This window comes from Tepidimonas sp. HKU77 (assembly GCF_049728535.1).
GTDB lineage: Bacteria > Pseudomonadota > Gammaproteobacteria > Burkholderiales > Burkholderiaceae_C > Tepidimonas.
On sequence record NZ_CP187300.1, the window covers coordinates 133,017 to 158,404 of the forward strand.

Sequence of the window (25,388 nt, forward strand, 5' to 3'; positions counted from 1 at the left end):
GTGTCCTTTCCTCAGATGACCTTGGCTTCGTTCTTGAGCTTGTCCACCAGCGTGGCAACGTCCGGCACCTTGATGCCCGCGCTGCGCTTGGGTGGCTCGGCAACCTTCAGGGTCTTCAGGCGCGGCGTCACGTCCACGCCCAGATCGGCGGGCTTGACGGTCTCCAGCGGCTTTTTCTTGGCCTTCATGATGTTGGGCAGCGTGACGTAGCGCGGCTCGTTGAGGCGCAAGTCGGTGGTGACGATGGCCGGCAGCGTCAGCCGCAACACCTCCAGTCCGCCGTCGACCTCGCGCGTGACCTCCACCGCCTCACCCTGCACCTCGACCTTGGAGGCAAACGTCGCCTGTGGCCAATCCGCCAGTGCCGCCAGCATCTGCCCGGTCTGGTTGGCGTCGTCGTCGATGGCTTGCTTGCCCAGGATCACCAGGCCCGGCTGCTCTTTGTCCACCAAGGCCTTGAGGATCTTGGCCACTGCCAGCGGCTGCAGCTCCTCGTCCGTCTCGACCAGGATGGCGCGGTCGGCACCGATGGCCATGGCGGTGCGCAGCGTCTCCTGGCATTGCGCCACGCCGCACGACACCGCCACCACCTCGGTGGCCACACCCTTTTCCTTCAGGCGCACGGCTTCCTCGACGGCGATTTCGTCGAACGGGTTCATGCTCATCTTGACGTTGGCAATGTCGACACCAGTGCCGTCGGCTTTGACGCGCACCTTGACGTTGTAGTCGACCACGCGCTTGACGGGGACGAGAATCTTCATGCTGGCTCCTGTGGGTGGTGGAGAACGACGCCGACTTGACGTTTACGTCAACGTCAATCGTTCGCATTGTACGGGGAGGACCCCGTGAAAAAACGAACGATCGTTCGTTTTTCGTGCATTATAGGGGGAGCGCGCGGACGTCACAAGCCCCCAACCCGCGCGTCACAAACCCGTCAGTGGCCGGGCGCCTGGGGAGCCGCGGCAAGCACCGGCATGGCCGCCCCCGCGCCACCCTCCGTCGGGCGCACATGCAACACCCTCTGCGGGTAGGGGATTTCCACCCCGTGCTCGCGAAACAGCGCCAGGATGCGCAGATTGATGGCCGAGCGCAGGCCGAGCTGGCCGTTTTCGGGGTCGGCGATCCAATAGCCCAGCGTGAACTCGAGCCCGTCGGCACCGAAGGCCGACAGGGCCGCCAGCGGCGCCGGGTCACGCAACACGCGGGGCTGCTCCAGCGCGGCTTGCACGAGCAGGCGCTGCACCAGCTCGACGTCACTGCCATAGGCCACGCCGACCACCGTGGACTGCCAGACCTTCGGGTCGGACAGCGAGAGGTTTTCCACGCGCTGCGTCAGCAGCAGCTCGTTGGGCACGATCGATTCCCGCCCGCCCACCGAGCGGATGACGGTGTAGCGCGCCTTGATGTCGGCCACCACCCCTTCGAAGGTGTCGAGCCGCACCATGTCGCCGATGCGCAGGCTGCGCTCGGTCAGGATAACGAAGCCGCTGACGTAGTTGGCGGCGAGCTTTTGCAAGCCAAAGCCGATGCCCACGCCGATCGCGCCGCCCAGCACCGACAGCGCCGTCAGGTCGATGCCGACCGCGGACAGCGCCAGCATCAACCCGACGAACAGGAGCAGCGCGCGCGTGGCATTGCTGGCGGCCTTGCGCAGCGACAGCGACTCGCCGCTCGCGTCTTGCAGCAACCGTGCCTCGATGGCCGACGAGATCCACAACGCCACGATCAACACCGCGCCGGCGCTGAGCACCCCCTCGATGAGGGTGCGCACCGACATCGTCGTGCCGCCCAGTTTCCACGTGATCTGGTCCAGCTCGGCCAGCACCACCGGCAGCAACCCCGTGATCCAGGCCACCGCCGCCAGCCACGCCAACCACGACACGGTGCGCTCCACCGGGCGCAGCCACGCCGCCCCGCGGAACGCCACTTCCAGCACCTTGACGCCGATGCGAATGATCACCAGCGCCAGCAGCGCCGGAACGGCGACACGCCAAACCGCGGGCGGCGCCCACAGCGCGGTCAGCGCACGCGCTGCATACGCCAGCACGAGCAATAGCAACGGAAACAGCACCCCATCGATGCCGCGATGGCCAAACCAAATCGAGCGCTCGGCGTCGGGATTGAACGCATGTTTCAAGCCTCGCGCGACGCCCCAGCTCAGCGCCACACACACGGCCAGCGCAGACAGCTCGATCAGGGCGCCGGGCTGCAAAAAGGTCTGCAACCAGGCGCCGATGTCGTCGATCGGGGCGGGAGCGGGGGGTCGGCTCATGGGTGACTCGGTCGGTCGAACAACGCTGAAAAGGAGGGCGGTCGGCAGCGACGCGTCAGGCCGACGCGCGCCACGCGGGCGGACGCTTTTCGATAAAGGCCTGCACGCCTTCTTGGGCCACCTCGTGCATCATGTTGCAAGCCATGGTTTGGCCCGCCAGTTGGTAGGCGGCCTCGATGCCGGTCTCGCGGTGCTGGTAGAACACCGCTTTGCCCATCGCAATGGCTGCGCGCGGCTTGGCCAGGATGGCGCTGACCAGCCGCTCGATCTCGGCGTCCAGCGCATCCGCTGGCACCACCCGGTTGACCAGCCCGCGCAGGCGCGCCTCCTCGGCGCTGATGAACTCGCCCGTGAGCAGCATCTCCATCGCCACCTTGGTCGGCACGTTGCGCACCAGCGGTACGCTGGGCGTGGCACAAAACAGCCCGACGTCGATGCCGTTGACGCCAAAGCGCGCCTCTTGCGCCGCCACGGCCAAGTCGCACTGCGCCACCAGTTGGCAGCCCGCCGCCGTCGCCAACCCTTGCACGCGGGCGATCACCGGCACCGGCAAGCGCTGGATCTGCAGCATCATGCGCGAGCACTGGGCAAAGAGCTGCTGGTAGTACGCAAGCTCCGGGCGAGCCCGCATTTCCTTGAGGTTGTGCCCGGCGCAAAACGCCTTGCCCGCCGCGCCGATGACGAGCACGCGCGCGCCCTCGTCGGCGGCGATGTCGTCCAGCTTGGCCGACAGCGCGGCGAGCATCGCCTCGCTGAGCACGTTGAACGATTGCGGCGTGTTGAGTGTGAGGGTATGCACGCCGCGCGCGTCGCGGGTGTGCAACAGGATGGGGGCATCGGTCGTCATGGGGGTCTCCTCGGCAAAGCCATCACAACTCGGCCAGCGTGCGCACGTGTGCCTCGACGCTGCGCGCCAGCGCACTCAGGTTATAGCCGCCTTCGAGCACGCTGACGATACGGCCCTTGGCATGGCGCTTGGCCACCTCCATCAGCCGCTGCGTGATCCAGACGTAGTCCTGCTCCACCAACGCGAGCTGACCCAGGTCGTCCTCGCGGTGCGCATCGAACCCGGCGCTGATCAAGATCAGCTGCGGCCGGTGCGCCTGCAGCCGAGGCAGCCACATCATCTCGACGATTTCGCGCACGTCCATGCCCTTGGTGTAGGCCGGCACGGGCACGTTGACCAGGTTGGGCGCATCGCGGTGGTCCCACTCGGGGTAGTAGGGGTGCTGATAAAAGCTGCACATTAGAATGCGCTCATCACCCGCGACGATGTCCTCGGTGCCGTTGCCGTGGTGCACGTCGAAGTCTACGATGGCCACCCGCTGCAGCCCCAGCCGCTGCAACGCGTATTTGGCCGCCACGGCAACATTGTTGAAAAAGCAAAAGCCCATCGCGCGGTTGCGGCAGGCGTGGTGCCCGGGTGGGCGCACGGCACAAAAGGCGTTGGCCAGCTCGCCGGCCACCACGGCCTCGGTAGCGTCGATCGCGGCCCCTGCCGCGGCCAGCGCCGCCTCCCAGGTGTGGACGTTGAGCGCGGTATCGGGGTCGAGCGACAGGTGCGACGGCCCACCGGCGGCAATGCGCTCGCGCAACTCGTCACTCAGGCCGCGGATGGCGGCGATGTGCAGCCGGTCGTGCGCCAGCTCCAACTCGGCCACCGCCGCCGGCGTCGCGGTTCGCTGCTCCAGCGCGTCGAGCACCCCGGTGATGAGCAAGCGGTCGTCGATCGCGCCCAGGCGCTGCGGGCACTCGGGGTGCCCCGGCCCCATGTCATGGCGGACGCAGAGGGGGTGCGTGAAGTAGCCGGTCGGTTTCATGGCTTGTCTGTCGCGGGGCCGTCGCGGCGTGACGCTTTCCGGTATCGTGCAGTCATGGATGCGAACCGGCCCCTCATTGCCTCGTTACTCGATCAGCTTACCACGGTCATCGTGGGTAAAGACGACGTGCTGCGCGACGCCGTCACGTGTTTGCTGGCAGGTGGCCACTTGCTCATCGAGGACATGCCCGGCGTGGGCAAAACGACGCTGGCGCACGCGCTGGCGCGCACCTTCGGGCTGCGCTTCGCGCGCGTGCAGTTCACGTCGGATTTGATGCCCAGCGACCTCACCGGTGCGGCCGTCTATGACCGGCAGCGGCAAGAATTCGTCTTTCACCCGGGCCCGCTGTTCGCCCAGGTGCTGCTGGCCGACGAGATCAACCGCGCCAGCCCGCGCACCCAAAGCGCGTTGCTGGAGGCGATGGAAGAGCGTCAGGTCAGCGTCGATGGCGTCACGCACGCGCTGCCCGAGCCATTTTTCGTCATCGCCACGCAAAACCCGTTCGAGCAAATCGGCACGCACGCGCTGCCCGAATCGCAACTCGACCGGTTTTTGATGCGGCTATCACTCGGCTACCCCAACCGCCGCGCCGAGCGTGCGCTGTTGGCGGGCGAAGACCGGCGCGACATGCTGCAACGGCTGCCGGCACTGGTCGATGGCACCCGACTGCGGGCACTGCAGCAGGCCGCGGGGGCGGTGACGGTCAGCGACGCCCTGCTCGACTACGTGCAGGCGCTGCTCGAGGCCACGCGCGACGGCCGCTGGTTCGTGCACGGGCTCAGCCCCCGGGCGGGCTTGGCACTGTTGCGCGCCGCGCGCGCCCGCGCGCTGCTGCAGGGGCGCCGCTACGTGGTGCCGGACGACGTGATCGACGTGCTGGTGCCGGTGGCCGCACACCGACTCGTGCCCGTCAGCGGCGCGGGGCGCGATGCGGCCGGCCAACTGCACGCGCTGGTGCAGGCCCTGCCCTTGCCGTGAGCCCGATGGCCGCCCCCTCCCAACCCCACAGCGGCTGGCGGCAGCGATGGCGCGCCTGGTGGCTGGCCCGCCTGCCCGTCACCGCGCAGCACGTGCTGACGCACCGCAACCTGTATCTGTGGCCCACTCGGGCGGGCTGGATGCTGGGGCTGACACTACTGCTGTTGCTGGTGGGCAGCATCAACTACCAACTCAACCTGGGCTACGGCCTGACATTTCTGCTGGCCGGCAGCATCGCCGCGAGCGTGCACGTCGGGCATGGCAACCTGCGCGGGCTGCGGCTGCAGGTTTCGATCGACGGCGAGGCGTGGGCCGGGCGCCTCATCCCGGCCCGGGTGTGGCTGGAGGCACCCGGGCGCCACCCGCGCTGGGCGGTGTCGCTGCAGTGGCTGCAGCCCGGCGCGGCAGCGGCCGGCACCGACGTCGCCGCGGGCGACCGCACGGCGATCGAGCTGCCGCTGGTGCTGCCCACGCGCGGACGGCACGCGCTGCCGCCGCTGCGGGTCGAATCCCTGTACCCGCTGGGCGTCGTCCGCTTCTGGAGCGTGTGGCGCCCCGCAGGCAGCGTCACGGTCTACCCCGCGCCGGAACCCGACGCCCCGGCGCTGCCCACGGCCTCGCTGTCCACGCCGGCGCCTTTACAGCCCGTAGCGCTACCCATCCGGCATACCGCCACGGGCGACGCGACACCACAGGCCGTGCGTCCGTACCGCACTGGAGACGCCGCCACTCGCGTGCTGTGGAAGAAGGCGGCGCGCACCGATGGCAACCCAGCGGGCTGGCTGGTGCGCGCCGCCGAGCCCACCCCGCCATCCGCCGACCTCTGGCTCGACGAGGCCTGCTGCGGCCTGGGGTCGCTGGAAGCCCGGCGCTCACGCCTGGCGGCCTGGGTGCTGCGCGCCGACGCCGAGGGTCGGCGCTACGGCCTGCGGCTAGCCGCTATCGTCATCGAGCCGGACCATGGGCCTGCCCACCGCCGCCGCTGCCTGGAGGCCCTGGCATGCCACTGACCCCGTCGGCGCTGTTTCCGCGCCTCGCTGCCCTGCCGCGCGAGGCCCGCGACACCCTGTTTCTGCTCACGGTGATCGGCGGGATCGTCGTGCTGCAGGCCGGCCACGTGCCGGGGTGGACCAGCGCGCTGGCTTTTGGCGTGCTGGCCTGGCGCGGCTGGCTGGCCTGGCGGGGGCGCGCGCTGCCGGGCTGGCCGTGGCGGCTCGCGCTCACAGCGGTGGCCGTGGGCTTGACGGTCTACACCCACCGCACGCTGCTGGGCCCGGAGCCCGGCGTGACGCTGGTGGTCGTGCTGCTGGCCCTCAAGACCCTGGAGCTGCGCGCGCGCCGCGATGCGTTCGTGGTGTTCTTCCTGGGCTTTTTCGCCTTGCTCACGCCACTGCTGCAATCGCAGTCGCTGCCGATGGCGCTGGGCATCGTGCTGGCGGTGTGGGGGCTGCTGACGGGGCTGGTGCTGGCCCACCGCCCCCATGGCCGCCCGCCCCTGGCGCAGGCGGCACGCACGGCCGGTGGCATGGCACTGCTGGGGGCGCCCATCATGGCGCTGCTGTTTGCGCTGTTTCCGCGCCTGCCGCCGCTGTGGGGTATCCCCACCGACACCGCCCTGGGGCGCAGCGGTCTGTCGGGCCAGATGCAGGTCGGCGACGTGGCCCGGCTGGCGCTGGACGAGCGGGTGGCGCTGCGCGTGGCGTTTCCGGATGGCGCACCGCCGCGCGAGGCGCTGTATTTTCGGGGGCCGGTGCTGCGGGTCTTCGACGGGCGACGCTGGCGACCGGTGCACGGCCCGGATGCCGCCACCGATGTGCCCGTCGGCTTGCTGTTGCACGACACCGGAGGCGATTTCGCACCGCTCGGGTCGGCTGTGCGCTATCAGGTCACGATGGAGCCCAGTCTGCGCCCGTGGCTGCTGACGCTGGACGCCACGCCCACCGCCCCGGTGATCACTGCCGCCGCCGGTAGTCTGGCGGGTTTGACGCCGCAATCCTCGCCGGATGGGCAGTGGTGGCTGGCGCGCCCCGTCACCGACGTGCTGCGCTACGAGGGGCACGCCTACCCCGCGCACCAGCGCGGCACCAACGCGCAGCGGCTGGCGCTGCAGGTGGACCGCGAGCTGCCGCCGGGCTACAACCCACGCACGCTGGCCTGGGCACAGCAGCTGCGCCGCGACTTGGGCGAGCCGCCGCCGCACGTGCTGGTCGACGCGGTGCTGCGCCGCTTGCGCGATGGCGGCTACCGCTACACGCTCGAGCCCGGCCCCTACGGACGCGACACGGCCGACGAATTTTGGTTCGACCGGCGCGAGGGCTTTTGCGAGCACATTGCCTCGGCGTTCGTGATCGCGATGCGTGCGCTCGACATCCCCGCGCGCATCGTGACCGGCTATCAGGGTGGTGAGCCCAACCCCTTGGACGGGCGGTGGACCGTGCGCCAGAGCGACGCCCATGCTTGGGCCGAGGTCTGGCTGCCCGGCAAGGGTTGGGTGCGTATCGACCCCACCGCCTACGTCAGCCCGGATCGCACCACCACCGCACAGCGGCTCAGCCCCCCGCCCGGCCCCGTTGCGGCCGCGGTGGTCCGGTTCGACCCGCGGCTGCTGACCACGCTGCGCGCCGTCTGGGACGCCGCCAACCAGCGCTGGAACGACTGGGTATTGGACTATGGCCCTACGCGCCAGCTCGATATGCTGCGGCGGCTGGGCTTGGACGCGTCGGACTGGCGCGACGCCGCGCGCGCACTGGGCATCGCGCTGGCCGCGCTGGCGCTGCTGGGCACCGCGGCCCTCGTGTGGCACCGGCCCCGCCGCGACCCGTGGCAGCACCTGCTGGCGCGCGCCGCTCGGCGCTGGGCGCGCGCGGGGATAGCATGCCCGCCGCCGCTGACCCCGCGCCGACTGCTGGCCCGCATCGAACAGCACCCGACCGTGCAAAGCGATGCCGACATGCGGCGCGCCTGGGCCGAATGGCTGCTGGCGCTGGAAGCGGTGCGCTACGATGCACGCGTGACGACGCCTTCCCGACCCCCGATGCCCGATCTGCCAACGCTCGCGCGCCGACTCTCCACACTGCCCCTGCCACCCAAGGCAGCGCCGGACAACGCGCCGGCCCTGCGTCGGCGCACCCTGCTCGTCATGGCCGGACTGACCGTGCTGGCCGGGGCCGGCACCCCAAGCGTGGGCCAGGCCCGCCCGCCCGCGCCTGCCGACCCCACCTATGCCGCGCGCACCGATGCCCAAGCGCTGGCCGCGGCCATCGACGCCGCCGAGGGTTGGACGGACGGCTGGGCGCAGCGGTGGCTCTCCCGCGCCCGGCGTGACGAGCGCGTCACGCGCTTGATCCTGCCCCCACCACCCGCCGCATTCAAAGATTGGGCTGCCTACCGCGCGCGCTTCGTCGAGCCGACGCGCATCCAAGCCGGCGTGCGCTTTTGGTCGGCGCACGAGGCTGCGCTGGCACGCGCCGAAGCCGAATACGGCGTCCCGGCAGCGCTGATCGTGGGCATCATTGGCGTCGAGACCCTCTACGGCCGCCACCTGGGTCAGCACCGCACGCTCGACGCGCTCACCACGCTGGCGCTGGACTTCCCGGCCGCCCACCCGCGCGCCGCCGCCCGCCAGGCGTACTTTCAGCAAGAGCTGCGCGCCTTCTTGCGGCTGGCGCGGCTGGAGGGCACCGCCCCCGATGCGTGGCGCAGCAGCTACGCGGGCGCCATGGGGCTGCCGCAGTTCATGCCCAGCAATTGGCTGGCCTACGGTGTGGATGCCGACGGCGATGGCCACGTGGACCTGACGGCCAGCGCCCCCGATGCCATCGCGTCCGTGGCCCGCTTTTTGCGCGCCCACGGTTGGCGGCCCGGTCTGGCACCGACGTACGCCGTCACGCCCCCTGCCGATGGCGAGCATTTGGCCACGCTGCTGGCCCCAGACATCCGCCCCACGTTCACGCTGGACCAATTACGCGCCCTGGGCGCGCGCCCCGCGCCCGAGGCTGAGGCGCACACCGACGGGTTGCTGGCGCTGGTCGAGCTGCAAAACGGTGACCCCACGCGTGGCGGCGCCCCCGCCACCTATGTGCTGGGTACCGATAATTTCTACGCTATCACCCGCTACAACCAGAGCAGCTATTACGCGATGGCCGTGCTGGCGCTGGGCCATGCCGTCGAGCAGGCGCGCGCCGTCGGCGCCCCTGCACCGGATGTCACCCGGGCGTCGCCGCCACGGGGTTTCCCCTGAGGTCGCCAACTCGACGCCACGCTGCAGTCAGCCGGGTTGGGCGTGGCCTCCATCCGCGATCTGGCCACGGCCATCAAGATCGTCGTCATCCCGGTACCCCCGGAAGTCGTGGCCAAGGTGGGCGACCCGGCGTACCAGCCTGCGGTCATTCCCGCCAACACCTACACCGGCCAAACGACGGACATACCGACGGCGGCCATCCCCAACTTTTTGGTCACGCACAGCGGCGTGCCCGAGGACTTGGTCTACCGCATGACCAAGGCCATGTATGACAACCTGGACACGCTGTACGCCGCGCACAACGCCGCGCGCGCCATCAAGCGCGACAACGCCCTCAAGGGCATGCCGGTGCCGCTGCACCCCGGGGCCGAGCGCTACTACCGCGAAGTGGGCTTGATCAAGTAACCACTGTGGGCCCACGCTGACGCCCCACCACGATACATGCAAGCCGAACCGGTTCACCCGGCCCCGTCCGGCGCCACGGGGCCCGACTGGCGCGCGCCCGCCACCTGGGTGGCGCTGGCGTTTGCGGCCTTCCAGCTCTGGATGGCGGCCTTTCACCCGCTCTCCAGCCAGGTCATCCGTGCCCTGCACGTCGGATTCGTGCTGTGGCTGATCTTTTTGCTGTATCCGCCGTTTCAGCGTCGCGGTCCGCGGCTGGCCCAGGCCGGGCGTGCGCTGGGTTGGGTGCTCGGGGTCGCCGGCTTTGGCACCGGCTTGTACCAGTGGGTGTTCGAGGCCGACCTGACCCAGCGCGCGGGCGAACTCGAGGGCTGGGACTGGTGGGTCGGCATCGCCGCCATCGCGCTCGTGTTCGAGGCGGCGCGCCGCGTCATGGGCTGGGGTCTGCCCATCATTTGCGCGGTTTTTTTGGCCTACGCGGCGTTTGGTCAGCACCTGCCCGGCGCCCTGGCGCACCGTGGCTACGACTGGGAAATCCTCATCGCCACGCTCGGCTTTGGCACCGAGGGCATCTACGGCACGCCCACCTACGTGTCGTCGACCTACATTTTTTTGTTCATCCTGTTTGGCGCGTTTTTGGAACAGGCGGGCATGGTGCGCCTGTTCACCGACTTTGCGATGGGCACGGTGGGTCACACGCGCGGCGGCCCGGCCAAGGTGGCCGTGCTGTCGTCGGGCCTGATGGGCACGATCAACGGCTCAGGCGTGGCCAACGTGGTCACGACTGGGCAGTTCACCATTCCGCTCATGAAGCGCTTCGGCTACAGCCCCGCATTCGCAGGCGGGGTCGAGGCCACTTCCAGCATGGGCGGCCAGATCATGCCGCCGGTGATGGGCGCGGTGGCCTTCATCATGGCCGAGACCATCAACGTGCCCTACTTGGCCATCGTGCAGGCGGCGCTGATTCCCGCCATCCTGTATTTCGTCACCGTGTTCTGGATGGTGCACCTGGAAGCCGGACGCAAAGGGTTGGTGGGGCTGCCGCGTGAGCAATGCCCCAACCCGTGGACGGCGGTACGCGAGCGCTGGTATCTGCTGCTGCCGCTGCTGGGGCTGGTGGTGCTGCTGTTTTCAGGCTACACGCCGATGTTTTCCGGTACGGTCGGGCTGGCGCTGACCGTGGTGTTGATCTTTGGCGCGGCGGTGATGCAGGGACTGCGTGGCCGCGCCCTGCGCTTCGTGTTCTGGGTGTTGCTGGCACTGGCGTGCAGCGGGTTTTTCCGCTTTGGCGCCGGCGCCTTCTTCGTGATCACGGCCGCCCTGGTGGCGCTGACCTACGCACTGCGCTGCGGCCAGCAAGCGCGCGCGCTGGCCCTGCAGGCGCTGGTCGACGGCGCACGCCACGCGCTGCCGGTGGCGGCCGCCTGTGCGTTGGTCGGGGTCATCATCGGGGTCATCAACCTCACCGGCGTGGCGGCGGAAATCGGCGGGCACGTGATCGCCATCGGGCGCGACAACCTGCTGCTGGCGCTGGTGCTGACCATGCTGACGTGCTTGGTGTTGGGTATGGGGATCCCGACCATCCCCAACTACATCATCACCAGTTCGCTGGCCGCGCCGGTGCTGCTGGAGCTGGGCGTGCCGCTGATCGTGTCGCACATGTTCGTCTTCTATTTCGGTATCATGGCCGACCTGACCCCCCCGGTGGCGCTGGCGGCGTTCGCAGCCGCGCCCATCGCGCGCGAGCGGGGCCTGCTCATCAGCCTCAACGCGGTGCGCGTGGCCATCGCCGGCTTCATCGTGCCCTACATGGCGGTCTACAGCCCGGCACTCATGCTGCAGGGCGACCCGACGGTGTGGGCGGTGGCGTGGATCGTGTTCAAGGCGCTGGTGGCGATCGGACTCTGGGGCGCGGGGGCGATCGGACACCTGTGGGGGCCGCTGGCCTGGTGGGAGCGCCTGTGGGCGATCGGCGCGGCCAGCCTGCTGGTGGCGGCGCTGCCGGTCACCGACGAGGCTGGCCTGGCCGGCACGGTCGCGTTGCTCGTATGGCATGGCTGGCGCCAGCGCCGGCGGCCTGCGCGAGCGACCGGCCGCTCCTGACGCGGATGTGCCGATGGCGGGCGGCTGGGCCCTGTGCTTGTTGTGGGCGGCCTCCGCAGCCACCTTGCCGCCGAACACCGACGGCGCGCCGCCCACCGCGCACGAGGCGGTGCATTCCGCGCGCCAGATCACACTGGCCTGGATGCACACCATCGAGCGCACGCGCTGGGAGGAGCGCTACGACCTCGTCGGCCCGGACGACACCGACGGTCCGTGCGCGCCCGTGCCACACGGGGCGCTGTGCCCGCGCTGGGTGCGCGTGCAGGGCTCGGGGGCCGGCATGGAGCCCGCCCCGCCCGCCACGTGGCGGGATGGCGGCTACGAGTGGGCGCCGCCCGCGTTGCCCGTGTCGGCGCTGCGCCTGATGCGCTCGCCCCATGCCGCAGACTACACGCTTTGCCTGGATGCGCACTGCCGCCCACTGACCGCGTGGTTGCCGCAGACGCCGCCGCCCGAGGGCGTGGTACGTTTGCGCGTCTGCCCGGCGACGGGTGTGTCGCTCACGCCGGCACCGGCAACAAAAACGTCTGGCTGATGCGCGTGCCCAAGGCGTTGATGCGCTCGAGAAACTGCGTCAGAAACGCGTGCAGCCCATTGGCCAGAATCTCGTCGATGCGGGCAAACCGCAACTCGGCGCGCAAGCGCCCCGCGTGGCGCTCGGTCTCGGCCGACTGGGCGTTGCGCACCGCCTCCAAATTGCGCACGACTTCTTCCACGCAGGCGCTCAGGCTGCGCGGCATATCGGGGCGCAGAATCAACAGCTCGGCGACGCGCTCGGGCGTGATCACGCTGCGATACACCTTGCGGTAGATCTCGAACGCGCTGACGCTGCGCAGAATGCTGCTCCAGTGGTAGAAATCGAGCGTGGCGTCCGTGCCCGCGGCGGCACCCGGCGTCGCGGCCTCGGCAGGGGCGGCATGGAATTTGACATCGAGCATGCGCGCCGTGTTGTCGGCACGCTCCAAAAACGTGCCCATGCGCAGGAAGTGAAACGCCTCGTCCTGCAGCATGGTGCCGTAGGCGACCCCGCGCGAGACGTGCGAGCGAAATTTCACCCACTCGAAGAAGCGCGCCGGATCACGTTCGAATTCGCCCGCTTTCAGCAGCCGCTGCAGCTCCAGCCACGTCTGGTTGTGCGCCTCCCACAACTCCGTGGTCAGCACCCCACGCACGGCACGCGCGTTCTCACGCGCCGCGCGCAGGCACGAATAGATGCTCGATGGGTTGTATTCATCGCGCACCATGAACTGCAACACGTCACGCGCACTGACCTCGCCATACTGATACTGGTACGCCGGCATCAGCTCGCTGATGCGCAGCAACCCCTCCCAGCCCTGCCGCGCCACCGCGTCGGACTGTGGCAGCAGCGAAGTCTGGTAGTGCACGTCGAGCATGCGGGCGGTATTTTCAGCGCGCTCGGTGTAGCGCGCCATCCAGAACAGGTGATCGGCGGTGCGGGACAGCATGACAGTCTCCGGTGGCGTTGAGGGTGACGGAATCAAGTCTCCAGGACCCACGTATCCTTCGTACCGCCGCCCTGTGACGAATTGACGACGAGCGAGCCCTCGCGCAACGCCACCCGCGTCAGCCCGCCGGGCACCATCTGCACTGTCTTGCCCGACAGCACGAAGGGCCGCAAATCGATGTGACGCGGGGCGACGCCCTGCTCCACAAAGGTCGGGCAGGTCGACAGCGCCAGCGTCGGCTGCGCGATGTAGTGCTCGGGGCGCGCCCGGATCGCGGCGCGAAACTGCTCGATTTCGGCCCGCGTCGCCGCCGGTCCCACCAACATGCCGTAGCCGCCCGCGCCATGCACCTCCTTGACCACCAGCTCCTCCAGATGGTCCAGCATGTAGGCCAGGTCATCGGCCTCGCGGCCCAGGTAGGTGGGCACGTTGGCCAGGATCGGGCGCTCGCCCAGGTAGAACTCGATCATGCGCGGTACATAGGGGTAGATCGACTTGTCGTCGGCCACGCCGGTGCCGATCGCGTTGCACAACGTCACGTGGCCGCGCCGGTAGGCATCGAGCAGGCCCGCGCAGCCGAGTTGCGAATCGGCGCGAAACGCCAGCGGATCGAGAAAATCGTCGTCGATGCGCCGGTAGATCACATCGACGGGCTGCGGCCCGCTGGTGGTGCGCATGTAGACGCGGCCGTCGCGCACGAACAAGTCCTGCCCTTCCACCAGCTCGACCCCCATCTGCTGCGCCAAAAAGGCATGTTCGAAATAGGCGCTGTTGTAAATGCCCGGCGTCAAGACGACGACCGTCGGGTCGGCCACCTGACTGGGCGCAACCGAGCGCAGGGTCTCCAGCAACAGGTCGGGGTAGTGCGCCACCGGTGCGACGCGGTATTCGCGAAACAGCTCGGGAAACAGTCGCATCATCATGTTGCGGTCTTCGAGCATGTAGCTCACGCCGGAGGGCACGCGCAGGTTGTCTTCGAGCACGATGTACTGCGCCTCGCCCGCTGCGCCCGGTAACGGTGCACGCACCACGTCGATGCCCGCAATGTGGGCATACACACTGCCCGGCACGTCCAGCCCCACCATTTCGGGGCGAAACTGCGGGTTGTGCAGCACGGGCTCGCGCGGGATGATGCCCGCGCGCAGAATCTCCTGCTCGTGGTAGAGGTCGTGGAGGAACCGGTTGAGGGCGGTGACGCGCTGCACCAGTCCGCGCTGTAGCTGCTGCCACTCGTGCGCAGGAATGATGCGTGGAATGACGTCGAACGGGATCAGACGCTCAGTGCCCGCACCGTCTTCGTCCTTGTCGCCGTAGACGGCGAACGTGATGCCGACGCGGCGAAACATCATCTCCGCCTCCTCGCGGCGAGCAGCCATGCGCTCAGGCGGCTGTTGCTGCAACCAGCGGGCGTAGGCGGCGTAGTGGGCGCGCACGCTGCCGTCGGCAGCCGTCATTTCATCGGGGGCAGGGGACAGTCTCGTCATCGCAGGCTCGCTCGGGGCATGGGGTGCCGTCGGTTCTCTTTCATCCGTACTTGGGGTCGACCTCACCGGGGCGGCAGCAAAAACCGCGCCAGACCCGGTGCGGCGCGCGCCGCGGCTGATTCATGAAACTGACATCCAGGCGCATTATCGTGATGGCTGGTCTGTTTCGAACCGTGCTCCCATGATACTGAGCGTGCCTGCACCATCGGCGCCTCCCGACCCCAACAGCGTGCGCGCCCTGCTGAGCGCGGGTGGGCTGCACACGCACGTGCAGCCGATCGTCGATCTGGCCGCGCGGCGGGTGGTGGGCCACGAGGCGCTGGTTCGCACGCCGCCCGGCTGCGCTTGGCGCAGCCCCGACACCCTGTTCGCAGCGGCGCGCCGCGAGGGCTGCACGCTCGAGTTGGAACACGCCTGTGTACAACTGGCGCTGGCACGGCGCAGCACGGAACCCGGCATCGGGCAGTTGTTCGTCAACCTCAGCGCCGATGCGCTCGTGCACGGTGCGCTGCAACAGTGGCGGGGTGGCCCGGCAGAACCCTCGACGATGACGGCCAATGCTGGCGGCGGGACGGCGGGAGACTTGTCGGGCGTCGTGCTCGAATTGACCGAGCACCAACTGGTGCACGACGTCGACGCGGTGCAGGAGGCGCTGTCGGAGTGGCGTGCCGCCGGTGCCGCCCTGGCACTGGATGATTTTGGCGACGGCCGCTCCAGCCTGCGCTTGTGGTCGGAGCTGCGGCCCGAGTTCGTCAAGATCGACAAATATTTCGTACGCCACGTGCACCTGGAGAGCCACAAGCTCAAGACGTTGCGCGCGCTGCAGCAGCTGGCCGAAACGTTTGGCTCGCGTCTCATCGCCGAGGGGGTGGAAGAGACCGACGAACTGATGGTGCTGCGCGACATGGGTATCCCCTTGGTACAGGGCTACCTGCTGGGGCGGCCCCAAGCCACGCCGCGCACCCTGGTGCCGGAGGAAGCGCTCACCGTGCTGCGCAGCCGGGAGATCGCGGTCCTGCCACAGGAGCGCCAGATCGGCAATCGTGGCTTGACGGCACGGTCCCTGCTCATCGACGCACCGGCGCTCGACGCCCATGCCAGCCACGACGAAGCGATGGCGATGTTTCGACGCCACCCGGACCTGCATGCGTTCGCCCTCGTGGACAAAGGCCGCCCGATCGGGTTGATCACGCGCCAGACCATGCAGGAGCTGGCGCTGCAAAACCGCTATTTCCGCGAGCTGTACGGACGCCGACCGTGCCGGGTGCATGCCAACAAAGACCCGTTGTGCGTGGACATCCACACCCCCATCGAGCAGCTCACTCAAGTGCTGATGTCGCCCGACCAGCGCTACCTGCGCGACGGCTTCATCATCACCGAAAACGGTCACTACGTCGGCATGGGCACGGGTGAACAGCTGGTGCGGCGCGTCACCGAAGCGCGCATCGAGGCCGCGCGCCACGCCAACCCACTGACCTTCCTGCCGGGCAACGTGCCGCTGACCCAACACATCGAGCGCCTGCTACAACACGGCGCACCGTTTGCGGCCTGCTACGCCGACCTCAATCACTTCAAGGCGTTCAACGACCATTACGGTTACTGGCGCGGCGACGAGATGATCCGCACCCAGGCCCGCTGCTTGAGCGAGGCGTGCGATCCGCGGCGCGACTTCATCGGCCACGTGGGCGGCGACGATTTCGTGCTGCTGATGCAAAGCCCCGACTGGCGCGAGCGCCTCGAGCGCGCGGTGCAGCAGTTCAACCAGGCGGCGCGCGAGCTTTACGACGAAGAGGCGATCGAGGCTGGCGGCATCCATGCCGAGGATCGGCACGGTGTGATGCGCTTTCATGGCTTTACCACGGTCAGCATCGGCGTCGTGGTGGTGCACCCTGGCCGTCTGCGCAGTGCAGAGGACGTGGCCAACACCGCCGCCGTTGCCAAACACCACGCCAAGCAGGCCCGACTGGGCATTTACGTGCTGGATGAGCGGGCGGCGCCGGACGGACAAGCGCCCGAGCCCGCGACGGCCGGGGGACACGCACCCGCTCAGTCCGGCGCTGACGTCAGCCAGTAGCGGCGCACCCGCTGGCGCTCGCACGACAGGCTGGCGCTGGCTTCGCTGCGCCAGGTAATCGCGCCACAGGTGGCCGTGTTGGCCCAGGTGAGCGAGCGCTCCTGCAAACGCTGCACCACATCTGGGTGAGGGTGTCCATAGCGGTTGCGCCAGCCCGACTGAATGGCCACCGCCGCCGGCTGCAGCCTGTCCAGCCACGCCGCACTGGTCGAGGTGCGGCTGCCGTGGTGGGCCGCCACCAGCAAGCCCGCGCGCAGGTGCGGATAGGCGGCGATCAACGCCGCTTCCTCCGCCTGCGTGATATCACCGGTCAGCAACGCGGCCTGCTCACCGCTGCCGACCAGCAGCACGCACGAGCGGGCATTGTCGCCATCGGGCCCGGGTGCACCATACTCTGGTGTAGGTGGATGCAAAAAGACAAACCGCACCCCATCCCACTCCCAGCTGGCGCCCGCGGCGCAGTGCTGCACTGGAATCGACACCCGAGGGGCGGCGTCGAACGAGGCCCACCATTGCGCGCCGGGATACCGTCGCGCCAGCGTCGCCATCCCTGCGGCATGGTCGCTGTCGTCGTGACTGATGACGATCGCCGTTGGCTGCGCGCCCAGCGCGCGCAGCCAGGGCAGCAGCACACGCTCGGCCGCATCGCTGCGCCCCAGCGGCGGGCCGCTGTCGAACACCAGCGTGTGGCGCGCCGTGCGCACGATGGCGGCACTGCCCTGACCGACATCGGGCAGCAGCACCTCGAACGCCCCGTGTGCGGGGGCGGGCGGCTGAAACGCTAGCGCCGGCCACAGCAACCACGCGCCCCACGCGCGCCAGCGCCAGGGCAGCCGCCACACCAGCAGCACCGCGCCCAGGCACGCCAGCGCCGCCAGCGGCAGCGGCACCGCGGGGCGCTCCCACACCGCCCAGGGCCATTGCGCCATCCCATGCAACAGCACCATCAGTGCCCGTGCCAGCCACGCGGCCCAGTCCCACAGCAGGGGCAGCATCACGCCCGCCAAGGCCAGCGGCGTGAGTACCAGCGTCACCCACGGTATGGCCACCGCATTGGCCACCAGCCCGACGAGCGAGACCTGTCCGAACAACAACAAGGTCAGCGGCGCCAGCGCCACCGTGATGAGCACCTGCACGGTGAGCAACTGGCGCAGCGCCTGCCATGCCCGCGCTGCCATGCTGACCTCTGGCGCGGGGGCGGGACCTAGGCCGAACAGCACCCCCACCGCCACGAAACTCAACCAAAACCCCGGCTGCAGCACGGCCCAAGGGTCGATCGCGAGAGCCGCCGCCATGGCCGCGAGCCAGACCGCCGGCCACAGCCAACGACGACCGCTGAGCTGCAGCGCCACCACCACCGCCAGCATCGTCACCGTGCGCTGTGCCGGTACCCCCCAGCCCGCAAACAGCGCATACGCCAGCGCCAGCCCCACCCCGCCCACGCCCGCCGCGACGGGCACGGGACAAGTCAACAGCCACCGCGGCCAGCGGCGCCCGACCGCGCGCCACACCACCCCCACGACCGCCGTGGCGAGCACAGCAAACATCGTCACATGCAGGCCGGAAATGGCGACCAAGTGCGCCACGCCCGTCGCCCGAATGGCCACCCAGTCGGCCGCCGGGATGGCCCCCTGGTCACCCGTGACCAGGGCGGCGATCAGACCGGTCGCGGCAGCGCCGTGGGGCGCCGCCAACCGCTCGACAATCGCGTCGCGCACCAGCGTGCGCGCCCGTGCGACCGGGTGGCGCCACTGCTCATCGTGCAAGGGGTGCGGCGCCGCCCATCGACCGCTGTGGAGCACGCTACCGGTGGCGGCCACTCCCTCGCGCCACAGCCATGTCTCGGCATCGAAGCCGTACGGATTGGCCAACCCCCGGGGTGCCCGCAGCCGCAGCCAGCCGCGCCACGCCTGCCCCGGCATGACGCGCGGCGGCCCCGCGCGCGAGTCGCCACCCGGCGCCAGGCGCCATGTCAAGCGAACGACGCCGGCGATCGGCACGGCATCTCCCTGCGGGGTATGGGCAGATAACAGGGTGGCATCGAACACCACACCGTCGGCGTGTCGCGCCGGCAGGTCTTGAACGCGCCAGACGGCCTGCACCGTCGCTCCATCCCAGGCCCGGGCCAACACCCGCTGGGTGTGGTCCACGGCGCGGCCGCCGGTGCTGGCAAACGCCAGCAACGCCGCGGCGCACCCCACGGCAACGGCGGGCCAGCGTGATTGGCGCCCTCGCCCGATCGCCAGCGCCAGCAAGACCACCCCCACTGCCGCTACCGAGCCGTAGGCAAGCAAAGGCCACAGGGCCGGTTGTGCCAGCTGCGCTAGGGTACCCGCGACCCAGCCCAGCAACGCGGGCACCCACAGCCGACGCGCCACGCACCCCCTGGACACCACCACTGCGCCTCCTCCCTCGTCGACCACCGCCCCGTGCCGTGGTGCTCGCCGGTACCACGGGCGGTTTGCGGCATTATCGCGGGCATGCGTCTGCAGATCCGCCACCTGACCCGCTACCGGTACGAACACCCCGTGGTGTCGTCGCAACATGTGGCCATGTTGTGCCCCCGCGACGGCTTCGGGCAGCGACGGCTGTCGCACACCCTACAGATCGACCCTGCACCGGCACAGCGGCACGACGACATCGACGCCTACGGCAACCGCCGCACCCACTTTGCCATCGCGCAGCCCCACACCGAGCTGGACGTGCTGGCCGAGTCGATGGTCGAAACCCAGCCGCCCGCCCAACCGACCGATGATCAGCCGTGGGAAGCGCTGCAGCGCCAGCTGCAGCGCGGCGCGGATGCCACCTCCCGCGTGCTGCAGCCGTACACGATGGCTTCGCCACATGTGGGGCCTGACGCACTGGGCGACCCAGAGTTGCGCGCCTACACGCTGCAAAGCCTCGTCCCGGGGGGCGGCTGGTTAGATGGCTGCCGCGATCTGGCCACGCGGCTGCACCGCGACTGGACGTATGCCCCCGGTAGCACGCGGGTCGATACCCCGCCGCTGCAGGCGTTTCGCCAGCGTGCGGGCGTGTGCCAGGACTACGCGCACGTGATGATCGCGGCGCTGCGCGCGCTGGGCTTGCCGGCACGGTATGTCAGCGGCTACGTCTGGAACGAACCGCCACCTGGCCAGCCGCGGCTGCTGGGGGCCGATGCGTCGCACGCTTGGGTGGCCGTCCCCCATGCGGGGCGCTGGTTTCACCTCGACCCCACCAACCACCGCTGGGGCTGGGACCGACCGGATGAGGGTTTCGTCACCTTGGCGTTTGGCCGGGACTACGGCGACGTCTCGCCACTGCGCGGCACGCTACAGGGTGGCGGCGCGCACACGCTGGAGGTCGCGGTCAGCGTCACCGCCGCCAGACCATGACCCGTGGCAGTGCGGGTGACTAGAATCGGGCGGCGAAGGAGTACCACACATGAGTGTTTACACCCGCCTGCAACACCTCGGGCTAACCCTGCCCCCCGTGGCGGTTCCCGCTGCGGCTTACGTGCCTTTCGTCCAAACGGGTCGGCTGGTCTTTTTGAGTGGCCACATCGCCAAACGCGATGGCAAACCCTGGGTGGGCCAGCTGGGTCTGACCATGACCACCGAAGAGGGTCAAGCGGCCGCGCGCGCGGTCGCCATCGACCTGCTGGGCACGCTGGAGGCGGCCTGCCGCGCCGCGGGCACCACGCTCGACGGCGTGCGGCGCATCGTCAAGGTGCTCAGCCTGGTCAATTCCACCCCAAGCTACACTGAGCAGCACCTGGTCACCAATGGTTGTTCGGAGCTGTTGGGCCAGGTCTTCGGCCCCGAGGTGGGCGCGCACGCGCGCAGCGCCTTCGGCGTGGCCCAACTGCCGCTGGGCGCGTGCGTCGAAATCGAGCTCATCACCGAGCTGGCCTGAGCGTCCCCAATCCGCGCGGCAGCGCGGTAGCGCTCAGAGCACCCGCAACACGCGCTGCGGCTTGAAACCGAAGCGCACGTCGCGCCCCTTGCGGCCGCGCGCGGCCAGCGCGTTGTGCAGGCTGCGCGCCTCCAGCACCTCGGCGCGCGGCTGACCGCTGCGGGCCACCCCGTCGATGCGCACGCTGCGCGCGTAGGCAGCCGCACCGACCAGCGTATCGCCGCGCTCCAATCCGATCAGCAGCAAGCCGCGGCCGCCCTTGGGTTGGACCTTGAGCTCGTCGATCTCAAACGTCAACAAGCGGCCACTGGCCGAGACGACGCACACATGGGTGGCGGGCTCGGGCGCACGGTCTTCCCCTTCCAGCCGCGGGGGCGACACGACGGCGGCGCCATCGGCGCCGGGATACTGCACCCGCCCGTGGCCGCGCACGGGTGACGGCAGACACGGCGCCTCGCCCTCGGCCAGCGTCAAAAAGGCCTTGCCCCCGCGCTGACGGGTCGTCATGTCCTCCACCGTCGCCAACAACCCATGACCGCCACTGCCGCTGAGCAGCCAAGTCGACGCAGCGGCTCCCGCCAGGAAGTGCACCGGTTGCGTGCCGGGCTCCAGGTCGATGAGCGTGGTGATGGGCTGGCCGTCGCCGCGCCCGCCGGGCAGACTCGCCACCGGCACGCTGTAGACCCGGCCGTTGCTGCCCAGCACGATCAGGGTGTCGACGGTGCGGCACTCGAACGTGGCGTACAGCCCGTCGCCCGCCTTGAAGCCGAACGCCATCGCCTCGTGCCCGTGGCCGGTGCGCGCGCGCACCCAGCCCTTGGCGGAGACAACCACCGTCACCGGCTCGTCCACCACGCGGATCTCGGCCACCGCCTTCTTCTCGGGCTGGATGAGCGTGCGGCGCGCATCGCCAAAGGTTTTGGCGTCGGCCTCGATCTCGCGCACCATCAGCCGGCGCAAGCTGGCCGGGTTGCCCAGCACGTCTTCCAGCCGGCCCTGCTCTTCGCGCAGCGCCTGCAGCTCTTGCTCGATGCGAATCGCCTCCAGCCGCGCGAGTTGGCGCAAGCGGATTTCCAGGATGTCATCCGCCTGCTGCCCGGTCAGCGCAAAGCGGGCCATCAAGGCCTGCTTCGGCTCGTCGCTGGCGCGAATGATGGCAATCACCTCGTCGATGTGCAGCAGCACCACCTGCCGCCCTTCCAGGATGTGGATGCGCTCGAGCACCTGTTGCAGGCGCTGGCGCGAGCGGCGCACGACCGTGTCCTGCCGGAACGCGATCCAATCGGCAAGGATCTGCCGCAACGACTGCAGCCGCGGCTTGCCATCGCGCCCCACCACCGTCAGATTGATCGGCACCGACGTCTCGAGGCTGGTGTGGGCCAGCAGCGGCGCGATCAGATCGGCCGGCGCCAGACGGCTGCTCTTGGGCTCGAATACCAGCCGCACCGGTGCCTCCTTGCCCGACTCGTCGCGCACGCCGTCCAGCACCGCCAGCAGGCTGGCCTTGAGCTGCAATTGCTCGGGCGTGAGCGCCTTTTTGCCCGGGCGCACTTTCGGGTTGGTCGCTTCCTCGATCTCCTCCAACACACGCTGCGCGCTCACCCCCGGCGGCAGTTCCGTCACCGCCCACTGCCACTGGCCACGCGCCAGTTCCTCGATCGTCCAGCGCGCGCGCACTTTCAGGCTACCGCGGCCGCTGCGGTAGGCGTCTCGGATCTCTGCCGGCGTGCTGATGATCTGGGCGCCACCGGGAAAGTCGGGGCCGGGCAAATACGCGAACAGCTCGTCGTCTGCGAGGTCGGGATCCTTGATCAGCGCCACGCACGCATCGGCCACCTCACGCAGGTTGTGGCTCGGGATCTCGGTGGCCAGCCCCACGGCGATACCGCTGGCGCCGTTGAGCAGCACGAACGGCAGGCGCGCGGGCAGTTGGCGCGGCTCCTCGGTCGAGCCGTCGTAGTTGGGCACGAAGTCCACCGTGCCCTGGTCAATCTCATCCAGCAGCAGGGTGCTGATGCGGCTCAGGCGCGCCTCGGTATAGCGCATGGCCGCCGCCCCATCGCCGTCGCGGCTGCCGAAGTTGCCCTGGCCATCGATCAAGGGGTAGCGCTGTGTGAAGTCCTGCGCCATGCGCACCAGCGCGTCATACGCGGCTTGGTCGCCATGGGGGTGAAAGCGCCCCAGCACGTCGCCCACGACACGCGCGCTCTTGACCGGCTTGGGTGGTGCGGTGCGGTTGGGTCCGCCCCAGCCCAGCCCCATGCGCTGCATCGCGTATAGGATGCGGCGCTGTACCGGCTTGAGGCCGTCGCACACGTCGGGCAAGGCGCGGCCCTTGACCACGCTCAACGCATATTCCAAATAGGCGCGCTCGGCGTAGGCGGCCAGGCTGTCGGGGTCGTCAGCGCGGTCGGTGCGCGGCTCGGGGGGCAACACGGTCATGGACATGCTTTATTGTCCCTCGAATCGACGCCGCCGCTTGCTCTACACTGCAGCGCGTCGCCACCATCCACCCGATCGCCGCCGCTGTCGGCACGGTACGCAATTCCATGGCTCGACTCCCTCCACCCAAGCGCCGCGGGCTGTCACGCCTGTGGCATGCCACCCAGTATTCGATCGATGGCCTGCGTGCCGGCTGGCACGAGCCCGCGTTCCGGCAGGAACTGCTGCTTGGCGTGCTGTTGCTGCCCGCGGCTTGGCTGCTGGGGCGCACCTGGGCTGAGATGGCGCTGCTGGTGGCAGTGGTGATCCTGGTGTGGGTGGTCGAGCTGCTCAACACCGCGGTGGAGTCGGTGGTCGACCGCATCGGACCCGAATGGCACGCGCTGGCCAAACGCGCCAAGGACATGGGCAGCGCCGCGGTGCTGCTGTCCCTGCTGCTGGCCGGGGGCGTGTGGGGCGCGGCGTTGTGGACCTGGTGGCGTAGCGCCTAGGCGGACGCTCTCACGACCGGCACGTGCGCAGCAAATCCCGCTCGGAACGGTAGGCGTGGGTCCGGATGTCCCACACCCCGAGCAGGGTGTGAAAGACGTCGTCGTGCGAGGCTGGCTTGACCGCGCGCCGCTGTAGACATTCCCACGACAGCCCCAGTCGTTCGCGCATCGCATCATTGGCCCACACCAACATCGGTACGTGTGTTTGCTCGCGCGGCGCCAGCGCGTAGGGCATACCGTGCAAATAGACCCCACCTTCCCCCAGCGATTCGCCATGGTCGGACACGTACCACAGCGCCGTCGGCCCGGGGCGCGCGCGCAGCCACTCGACGAGTTCGGCCAGCACATGGTCGGTGTAGTACAGCGTGTTGTCGTAGGCGTTGACGATCGCTTGGCGGTCGCACGCCTGCAACTGGTTGTTCGTGCACTCAGGACGAAACGGTTTGAACGCCGGCGGGGTTCGCTTGTAGTAGGCCGGTCCGTGGCTGCCCATCATGTGCAGCACCGCCACGGTTCCCACCCGGCGCCGCGCCGGGTCGAGCGCCGCTAGCGATGAGGGCAGTTCGCGCAGCAAGACCTCATCCCAGCATTCGTCGCCGCGGCACAGGTCGGGCAGCCCCAAGCGATCGGTGCGGCGGGTGGGCACTCGGTTGCACACCCCCTTGCAGCCGGACTGGTTGTCCAGCCAGGTGACGGCCAGTCCCGCACGTTGCCAAACGTCGAGCAGGTTTTCTTGCCGCTGCGGTGGCGTGCGGGCATCGCGGCCGTCTGGGCTGAACAAACAGGGCACCGAGGTCGCGGTGTCGGTGCCGCACGAGGTGGTTTGTGCAAAGTACACCAACTCGCCTCGCGCCTGTAGCGCCGCCAGGCGCGGCATCGTGGGACGAGGGTAGCCGCCCAAGCTGACGTTGGCGGCACGCGCCGTCTCGCCCACCACCAGGAGAACCAAGGGTGCTTCATCAGCGCGAGGCGCTGCTGGCAGGGGTTGCACATCGGCCCCCACCGGGAGCAAGGGCGTCGATGCACCCGCGGCAGGTAGCCGCCCAGCGGCGTAATGAACCACCCCATAGATGGTGTTGTAGGGGTTGATGCGATAACGCAGCCCGCGGTCGTTGCGCATCAGCGAGGCCAAATCCGCAAACGTCAGCCACAGGGCCAGCCCCGCCAGTACCAGCCCCCCGACCGCGAAGGCCGCGCGCCAGGCAAGTGCCCGCCGCCACGGCCAGGGCCGCCACGGCAGCCGCCACCACAGCCAGCCGGGCAGCAGCACGCCCCCCACAACCACCACCCCCAACGCCGGGGCGAGCAGATCGGCACTCTCGCGCAGGTCCGTCTCCAACACGTTGGTCACCATGGCGCCGTCGATCACCACGCCGTACGCCAGCATGAAGTAGCTGGGAATGGCTACCAGTATGATGAACACGAGCCCCAGTGGGCGACGCACCGGCCCCGCGGCCAGCAGGGCCAGCACCGCCAGATTGACCCCAACCAGGGCCACCGCCCATGCCAGCATCACCCACCACGCCCGCATGCCCAACGCAGCCGTGTGGTCCCAAACGGCCATCCACAGCGACACATTGCCCGGCACGGCGAGCCACACGGCCAGCACCGCCAGCGCCACGGCGGGATGCCAGCCGAGGGCGGCTTTGGGTTGAGCATCGGCAGTAGCGGTCATCAACGTCAGCGCAGGTACGGTCATGGCGGCGAGATTGCCCGCACTGA

18 protein-coding genes and 1 pseudogene are annotated in these 25,388 nt (G+C 69.4%); 10 read left to right on the forward strand and 9 right to left on the reverse strand.

The features are described from left to right. Positions 1-11: 11 nt before the first annotated feature. The 4 genes from ACPP3B_RS00560 to ACPP3B_RS00575 form a co-directional block, all read right to left on the reverse strand. Positions 12-761: an electron transfer flavoprotein subunit beta/FixA family protein gene (locus ACPP3B_RS00560; RefSeq protein ID WP_299020864.1), complete on the reverse strand. Its 750-nt coding sequence runs from the start codon at positions 759-761 to the stop codon at positions 12-14. A 173-nt stretch (positions 762-934) separates the two neighbouring features. Next, complete coding sequence (locus tag ACPP3B_RS00565; RefSeq protein ID WP_424859421.1) at positions 935-2,272, reverse strand: mechanosensitive ion channel family protein; 1,338 nt, start codon at positions 2,270-2,272, stop codon at positions 935-937. Positions 2,273-2,327: 55 nt separating this feature from the next. Then, positions 2,328-3,119 carry an enoyl-CoA hydratase gene (locus ACPP3B_RS00570; protein ID WP_424859422.1) on the reverse strand — a complete coding sequence of 264 codons (792 nt, stop codon included), beginning with the start codon at positions 3,117-3,119 and terminating at the stop codon, positions 2,328-2,330. A 22-nt stretch (positions 3,120-3,141) separates the two neighbouring features. Next, positions 3,142-4,092, reverse strand: coding sequence for a histone deacetylase family protein (locus ACPP3B_RS00575; protein ID WP_299020868.1), 951 nt, complete (start codon positions 4,090-4,092; stop codon positions 3,142-3,144). Between the two features lie 54 nt (positions 4,093-4,146). On the opposite strand from ACPP3B_RS00575, the gene ACPP3B_RS00580 reads away from it, so the two are divergent. From ACPP3B_RS00580 to ACPP3B_RS00605, 6 genes and pseudogenes are all read left to right on the forward strand, one after another. Beyond that, complete coding sequence (locus tag ACPP3B_RS00580; RefSeq protein ID WP_424859423.1) at positions 4,147-5,070, forward strand: AAA family ATPase; 924 nt, start codon at positions 4,147-4,149, stop codon at positions 5,068-5,070. 5 nt (positions 5,071-5,075) lie between these two features. Next, positions 5,076-6,080 carry a DUF58 domain-containing protein gene (locus ACPP3B_RS00585; protein WP_424859424.1) on the forward strand — a complete coding sequence of 335 codons (1,005 nt, stop codon included), beginning with the start codon at positions 5,076-5,078 and terminating at the stop codon, positions 6,078-6,080. After that, positions 6,071-9,310 (forward strand): lytic murein transglycosylase B, encoded by a 3,240-nt coding sequence (mltB, locus tag ACPP3B_RS00590; RefSeq protein ID WP_424859425.1) that lies wholly within the window; start codon positions 6,071-6,073, stop codon positions 9,308-9,310. The genes ACPP3B_RS00585 and mltB overlap by 10 nt, the downstream gene beginning before the upstream one ends. A 15-nt stretch (positions 9,311-9,325) precedes the next feature. Continuing rightward, positions 9,326-9,715, forward strand: a pseudogene (locus ACPP3B_RS00595) (TAXI family TRAP transporter solute-binding subunit); the annotation flags it as partial. A 36-nt stretch (positions 9,716-9,751) separates the two neighbouring features. Beyond that, a complete protein-coding gene (locus ACPP3B_RS00600) occupies positions 9,752-11,815 on the forward strand; it encodes a TRAP transporter permease (protein ID WP_299021548.1) in 2,064 nt (687 codons plus the stop codon). Then, positions 11,766-12,350, forward strand: a complete 585-nt coding sequence (locus ACPP3B_RS00605) for a DUF1850 domain-containing protein (RefSeq protein WP_299021550.1) — start codon at positions 11,766-11,768, stop codon at positions 12,348-12,350. Before ACPP3B_RS00600 ends, ACPP3B_RS00605 begins: the two co-directional genes overlap by 50 nt. On the opposite strand, the gene ACPP3B_RS00610 is transcribed toward ACPP3B_RS00605, so the two are convergent. Together ACPP3B_RS00610 and ACPP3B_RS00615 are read right to left on the reverse strand one after the other, a co-directional pair. Next, positions 12,316-13,281: an alpha-E domain-containing protein gene (locus tag ACPP3B_RS00610; protein WP_424859426.1), complete on the reverse strand. Its 966-nt coding sequence runs from the start codon at positions 13,279-13,281 to the stop codon at positions 12,316-12,318. The genes ACPP3B_RS00605 and ACPP3B_RS00610 overlap by 35 nt on opposite strands. Before the next feature lie 32 nt (positions 13,282-13,313). After that, the gene (locus tag ACPP3B_RS00615; RefSeq protein ID WP_424859427.1) at positions 13,314-14,765 is read right to left on the reverse strand and encodes a circularly permuted type 2 ATP-grasp protein; all 1,452 of its coding nucleotides are present in this window, start codon (positions 14,763-14,765) and stop codon (positions 13,314-13,316) included. Positions 14,766-14,958: 193 nt separating this feature from the next. On the opposite strand from ACPP3B_RS00615, the gene ACPP3B_RS00620 reads away from it, so the two are divergent. Further along, positions 14,959-16,839: a GGDEF domain-containing protein gene (locus ACPP3B_RS00620; protein WP_424859428.1), complete on the forward strand. Its 1,881-nt coding sequence runs from the start codon at positions 14,959-14,961 to the stop codon at positions 16,837-16,839. Here ACPP3B_RS00620 and ACPP3B_RS00625 read toward each other — a convergent pair. Further along, entirely contained in the window at positions 16,812-19,235 is a 2,424-nt protein-coding gene (locus ACPP3B_RS00625) for a DNA internalization-related competence protein ComEC/Rec2 (protein WP_424859429.1), read from the reverse strand. The two genes, ACPP3B_RS00620 and ACPP3B_RS00625, sit on opposite strands and share 28 nt — an antisense overlap. Positions 19,236-19,319: 84 nt before the next feature. Here ACPP3B_RS00625 and ACPP3B_RS00630 point away from each other — a divergent pair, with 84 nt between their 5' ends. Continuing rightward, complete coding sequence (locus ACPP3B_RS00630) at positions 19,320-20,213, forward strand: transglutaminase family protein (RefSeq protein WP_424859430.1); 894 nt, start codon at positions 19,320-19,322, stop codon at positions 20,211-20,213. A 49-nt stretch (positions 20,214-20,262) separates the two neighbouring features. Beyond that, positions 20,263-20,733 (forward strand): RidA family protein, encoded by a 471-nt coding sequence (locus tag ACPP3B_RS00635; RefSeq protein ID WP_424859431.1) that lies wholly within the window; start codon positions 20,263-20,265, stop codon positions 20,731-20,733. A gap of 33 nt (positions 20,734-20,766) precedes the next feature. Here the strand turns inward: ACPP3B_RS00635 and parC are convergent, their stop codons facing one another. Next, positions 20,767-23,181 (reverse strand): DNA topoisomerase IV subunit A, encoded by a 2,415-nt coding sequence (gene parC / locus ACPP3B_RS00640; RefSeq protein ID WP_424859432.1) that lies wholly within the window; start codon positions 23,179-23,181, stop codon positions 20,767-20,769. A 101-nt stretch (positions 23,182-23,282) separates the two neighbouring features. On the opposite strand from parC, the gene ACPP3B_RS00645 reads away from it, so the two are divergent. Further along, on the forward strand, positions 23,283-23,666 hold the full coding sequence (locus tag ACPP3B_RS00645; RefSeq protein WP_424859433.1) for a diacylglycerol kinase: 384 nt from the start codon (positions 23,283-23,285) through the stop codon (positions 23,664-23,666). Positions 23,667-23,676: 10 nt separating this feature from the next. Here ACPP3B_RS00645 and ACPP3B_RS00650 read toward each other — a convergent pair whose 3' ends face one another. Next, positions 23,677-25,365 carry a phosphoethanolamine transferase gene (locus ACPP3B_RS00650; RefSeq protein WP_424859434.1) on the reverse strand — a complete coding sequence of 563 codons (1,689 nt, stop codon included), beginning with the start codon at positions 25,363-25,365 and terminating at the stop codon, positions 23,677-23,679. Between the last annotated feature and the right edge of the window lie 23 nt (positions 25,366-25,388).

Bases quoted from the DNA above. Each gene is read 5' to 3' on its own strand.
- ACPP3B_RS00560 (WP_299020864.1), bottom strand. From the start codon at position 761: ATGAAGATTCTCGTCCCCGTCAAGCGCGTGGTCGACTACAACGTCAAG.
- ACPP3B_RS00565 (WP_424859421.1), bottom strand. From the start codon at position 2,272: ATGAGCCGACCCCCCGCTCCCGCCCCGATCGACGACATCGGCGCCTGG.
- ACPP3B_RS00570 (WP_424859422.1), bottom strand. From the start codon at position 3,119: ATGACGACCGATGCCCCCATCCTGTTGCACACCCGCGACGCGCGCGGC.
- ACPP3B_RS00575 (WP_299020868.1), bottom strand. From the start codon at position 4,092: ATGAAACCGACCGGCTACTTCACGCACCCCCTCTGCGTCCGCCATGAC.
- ACPP3B_RS00580 (WP_424859423.1), top strand. From the start codon at position 4,147: ATGGATGCGAACCGGCCCCTCATTGCCTCGTTACTCGATCAGCTTACC.
- ACPP3B_RS00585 (WP_424859424.1), top strand. From the start codon at position 5,076: ATGGCCGCCCCCTCCCAACCCCACAGCGGCTGGCGGCAGCGATGGCGC.
- mltB (WP_424859425.1), top strand. From the start codon at position 6,071: ATGCCACTGACCCCGTCGGCGCTGTTTCCGCGCCTCGCTGCCCTGCCG.
- ACPP3B_RS00600 (WP_299021548.1), top strand. From the start codon at position 9,752: ATGCAAGCCGAACCGGTTCACCCGGCCCCGTCCGGCGCCACGGGGCCC.
- ACPP3B_RS00605 (WP_299021550.1), top strand. From the start codon at position 11,766: ATGGCTGGCGCCAGCGCCGGCGGCCTGCGCGAGCGACCGGCCGCTCCT.
- ACPP3B_RS00610 (WP_424859426.1), bottom strand. From the start codon at position 13,281: ATGCTGTCCCGCACCGCCGATCACCTGTTCTGGATGGCGCGCTACACC.
- ACPP3B_RS00615 (WP_424859427.1), bottom strand. From the start codon at position 14,765: ATGACGAGACTGTCCCCTGCCCCCGATGAAATGACGGCTGCCGACGGC.
- ACPP3B_RS00630 (WP_424859430.1), top strand. From the start codon at position 19,320: ATGCGTCTGCAGATCCGCCACCTGACCCGCTACCGGTACGAACACCCC.
- ACPP3B_RS00635 (WP_424859431.1), top strand. From the start codon at position 20,263: ATGAGTGTTTACACCCGCCTGCAACACCTCGGGCTAACCCTGCCCCCC.
- parC (WP_424859432.1), bottom strand. From the start codon at position 23,181: ATGTCCATGACCGTGTTGCCCCCCGAGCCGCGCACCGACCGCGCTGAC.
- ACPP3B_RS00645 (WP_424859433.1), top strand. From the start codon at position 23,283: ATGGCTCGACTCCCTCCACCCAAGCGCCGCGGGCTGTCACGCCTGTGG.
- ACPP3B_RS00650 (WP_424859434.1), bottom strand. From the start codon at position 25,365: ATGACCGTACCTGCGCTGACGTTGATGACCGCTACTGCCGATGCTCAA.